At 37.8% G+C, this 3,722-nt stretch carries 4 protein-coding genes; 2 read left to right on the top strand and 2 right to left on the bottom strand.

Going from position 1 to position 3,722, the window contains the following annotated elements; all coding sequences use genetic code 11:
- The first annotated feature begins 213 nt into the window (after positions 1 to 213).
- Entirely contained in the window at positions 214 to 960 is a 747-nt protein-coding gene (locus QZ334_RS07490; protein ID WP_295233287.1) for a PocR ligand-binding domain-containing protein, read from the top strand.
- Complete coding sequence (locus tag QZ334_RS07485; protein WP_323758628.1) at positions 918 to 1,103, top strand: helix-turn-helix domain-containing protein; 186 nt, start codon at positions 918 to 920, stop codon at positions 1,101 to 1,103. The genes QZ334_RS07490 and QZ334_RS07485 overlap by 43 nt, the downstream gene beginning before the upstream one ends.
- A 210-nt stretch (positions 1,104 to 1,313) precedes the next feature.
- Here the strand turns inward: QZ334_RS07485 and QZ334_RS07480 are convergent, their stop codons facing one another.
- Both QZ334_RS07480 and QZ334_RS07475 read right to left on the bottom strand, forming a co-directional pair.
- A complete protein-coding gene (locus QZ334_RS07480; RefSeq protein ID WP_323758627.1) occupies positions 1,314 to 2,627 on the bottom strand; it encodes a DUF389 domain-containing protein in 1,314 nt (437 codons plus the stop codon).
- A 9-nt stretch (positions 2,628 to 2,636) separates the two neighbouring features.
- Entirely contained in the window at positions 2,637 to 3,674 is a 1,038-nt protein-coding gene (locus QZ334_RS07475) for a nicotinate-nucleotide--dimethylbenzimidazole phosphoribosyltransferase (protein WP_287499275.1), read from the bottom strand.
- Between the last annotated feature and the right edge of the window lie 48 nt (positions 3,675 to 3,722).

Genomic DNA, 3,722 nt, shown 5'->3' with positions numbered 1-3,722 from the left:
TGTATAAGAGACAGAAAATACGACAATCCTGTTATACTTATACATATAAAAGCAAGAAATAACTTAATTTTATAGGTATATGAATTTTAGGTGGTATGTCACTTTTCTCTTTTCTCAGGTTTAGAGACGACCCTTTAGCTAGAGAGCAAGTAGAGCTATTTTAGCGGGGTGCTTACTAGACCTCTTAACACATTTGTGATTGGAGGTTTCACTATGATTTGTACGAATGAAGATACTAAGCTTATCAATGAAATCATGCGTGATTTCACAAACATAACAAAAATCGCTGCTATTTTTGTTAATAATCGTGGAAAAGTGTTATCTCAAGAATATAACTTTTCTCCATTTTGTAAGGTCGTAAGGCGCAATCCAGCCTACGCCAAACGCTGCAATCAATGCGACCTATATGGTGGACTAGATGCCACAAAAGAACTATCCTCTTGTCCGTACCGCTGTCATATGGGCCTTATAGATTTCTCCGTGCCCATCATGAAAGATGGCGCCATCTTAGGCTTCATCATGGCAGGCCAGACAAAAACAGAAGATACAACAATCAAACCTATTTTGCCTACCCAAACCGATTGGCATGATGACACTAAACTTCGCGCCTTATATCGGACCTTACCAGTTTTGACTGCGGAACAAATTTACAGTGCTACAAAGGTGTTGAGGATCTTGGTAGAACATTACTTCCCATTTAACGATGCCATAGCTGAAGAAATGCCCTATGAGCAATTACCGGACTTTGTAGAATCGGAACGCCCTATTAATCGTCCAGAAATCCGAAAAGCCATGCTATACATAGAAAAAAACCTGAGCAAACGCGTGTCGCTCAGGAGGATTTCGGAACATATTCATTTAAGCGAGTCCTACTTCTCTAAGATTTTTAAAGATGATACAGGACTTTCAGTAGTGCAATATATAACACTATTACGCATACAAGAAGCAAAAAACTATTAGTATATTCCCAACTAACAGTTAATCAGATCAGTAAAACATTAGGTTATAACAGAACTAGTTATTTCTGTAAAATTTTCAAAATGGCTACCACTGAAACACCACATTCATATCGGAAAAAATATGCAAAACCAATTCATCCATAATATAATAAAAAAGGCGTAACACCAATGGTGCTACGCCTTTTTCGTATCTATAGAGTTTGTCATGAGAAGGTATTGTATCAGATACATAAAAACGGTACTAAGACGATTCTCCGTACTACTAGGTAATATACCTAATAGCTAAAATCAAACTTAGTACCGTTATAAATATCGCTCTATATAATAAACAATATACTCAAAATCAAAATCAACTTATGGAGTTGACGTTGTTTGCTCCACAGAAATAGTTACAGGTGCTGATAATTTAGCCTCTAACCAAGCTTTTATTCGTTCCAAATCTGCATCAGATACAGCGGATGTAGTATGGATAATCACCATATAGCGACTCGCTTTAGGCTGTTCTAGATTATCTATCAAAGGCATGCCTTCCACTTTGCTTACAAACGGGAATAACGCCTTTGCTTCAGCTTCTGTCGTTTTCATAGTATTTATAGTTTCACTTACTAATTGATAAGTCGGCTGGTATAGATTATTCAAGTTTTTATATGTTTCAAGATTCTCTGAAGATTTATTTAAGTTCGTCTTATCCATAGTAGATTTTTTCTCATCTACGCTATTAACAAATCGTAATGTATAAGACTGTAAGTACTCATCCTTCTGTAACTTGTCATCCAACTGGGCTCGCTCCTCTGAAGTCACAGGAGCTCCTATAACTACTATGTCTACTAGCTTATTCGTTTGATCTAATGAATAATCAATCACTTGTCGACGGCCCTCTTGATTAATATCATTCTTAATAAACTGATCCATATGGTTTGACTCAGAATACTTGATGGTCATATCATAGCCTGCATAAATACTTGGTATAGCCATAATAAGACCAATCACAAGAAATATTAGCTGATTACGACGAATAAGCTCTTTGTCTTGTTTATGGAATGGCAAACTATATACACCTTTTAAAACAATAAAAGCTGCAAAGAAGATGAAAAATGCATTTATAAAGAATAGATAGCCAGCCCCAATGAAATATTGCCAATTTCCATTAGCCAGTCCATATCCTGCCGTACATAGTGGTGGCATAAGTGCAGTCGCAATCGCAACACCTGGTATAACATTATCTAAGGTCTTACGCGTTTGCCCAATAATCCCAGCTAACCCACCAAATATAGCAATGAATACATCAAAAATATTTGGTTCTGTACGTGCTAATAGTTCAGATGTAGCCGCCTGAACGGGAGAAATATAAAAATATAAAGCAGATGCCAAAACAGCAATCGTAACCTGTAAGGACAATCTTAAAATACCGCTTTTTACAACTGTAAAATTAAGCGTAGCAAAGCCAAAACCAGTTGCTAAAATAGGTCCCATCAACGGTGATATAAGCATAGCACCAATAACAACTGCCGTACTATTCATATTCAACCCAATAGAGGCGATAAATATGGAGAGAATCAGGGTAACCAACGCAGGTCCCTTAATCTTAGCCCCACCTATCAACCTTTTAGAGATAGTTGCATCATCAGCGCGCTCAAAATGTATATCAAAGTATTTATTTATTTTCATTCTTTCTCCTTATAATTTCATCAAATCTGCAAAGGTCCCTACGTTTACAAACATATGCTGTGTCGTTTTCAACATTTGAACCATTAAGATAGCTCCTGTCCCTTCCCCCATCGACATGTGGGCTTGAATAGGAATCATGTCTTGTGTAATATCTACCTCTGCTAAAGCTAGCTCTGTGCCTTTTTCTCGAGAGTTATGAGATGGCAATGCATAATCCTTAACACAATCATTCATATGTACCGCACAAGCTGCTGATACAGCTGTAATAAAGCCATCAATGACGAAGGGCTTTTCAAACTCAACACAAGCCAGCATAGCTCCAAGAATAGCAGCAATATCAAAGCCCCCTACATGGGCTACGATTTTACGAACTCTTTCAACTTCACTGTCAGAAACAATATTAGCCTTATGCTTATCTAATACAGCGCGCACAAAATCAATTTTTCGTTTCATCAAATCTGGTTTATTCGGCCAAGAACCAGGACCTACTGTTTCAGTGGGATCAGCTCCAGTTAAGGCAGACAATACACAGGCAGAAGTCGTCGTATTACCAAGTCCCATTTCCCCAAAGGAAAACAAATTGACTCCTTGCTCTACATAATATTGAACCCGCTCATAGCCTGCTTGAAAGGCACTATTAAATTCATCCTCAGTCATAGCAGAATGGTTTAATATATTCTTTGTCCCCTTTGCGACCTTGCGATCCACTCCGATGCCATCATCTGAGGCAATTCCTACATCCACAATTTCATAAGGAATGTTGTTAAAGTTACAAAACTGTGTAGCCGACGAACGACCCAAGAGCATATTACGCGACTGCTTTTGCGTTACCTCATAGTTATAACCTACATAGCCTTCCATATTACAACCATTATCAGCAGAAAATATGATATGCTGAGGTCGAATTTCACCACTAATCTCGCCCCAAGCAGTACAAATCTTTCGGAAATAATCCTCCCACAAGCCTAGTCCACCAGGGATCAGGCATTTCGGTTGAAGAAATCTATTTAATTGTTCCTCAATTGGTAATACTGACTTATCTTTCATTCTAATCTCTAGTCTGCACAGAATATGCCAACTAGCCTTCTATTAATT

Source organism: Veillonella sp., from assembly GCF_019414865.1.
GTDB lineage: Bacteria > Bacillota > Negativicutes > Veillonellales > Veillonellaceae > Veillonella.
The sequence above is the reverse complement of the archived record's forward strand: the minus strand, read 5'-3'. Positions and strand labels throughout refer to the sequence as shown.

What these genes read in the sequence shown, in the direction of transcription:
- QZ334_RS07490 (WP_295233287.1), top strand. Translation starts at nt 214, where the DNA reads ATGATTTGTACGAATGAAGATACTAAGCTTATCAATGAAATCATGCGT.
- QZ334_RS07480 (WP_323758627.1), bottom strand. Translation starts at nt 2,627, where the DNA reads ATGAAAATAAATAAATACTTTGATATACATTTTGAGCGCGCTGATGAT.
- QZ334_RS07475 (WP_287499275.1), bottom strand. Translation starts at nt 3,674, where the DNA reads ATGAAAGATAAGTCAGTATTACCAATTGAGGAACAATTAAATAGATTT.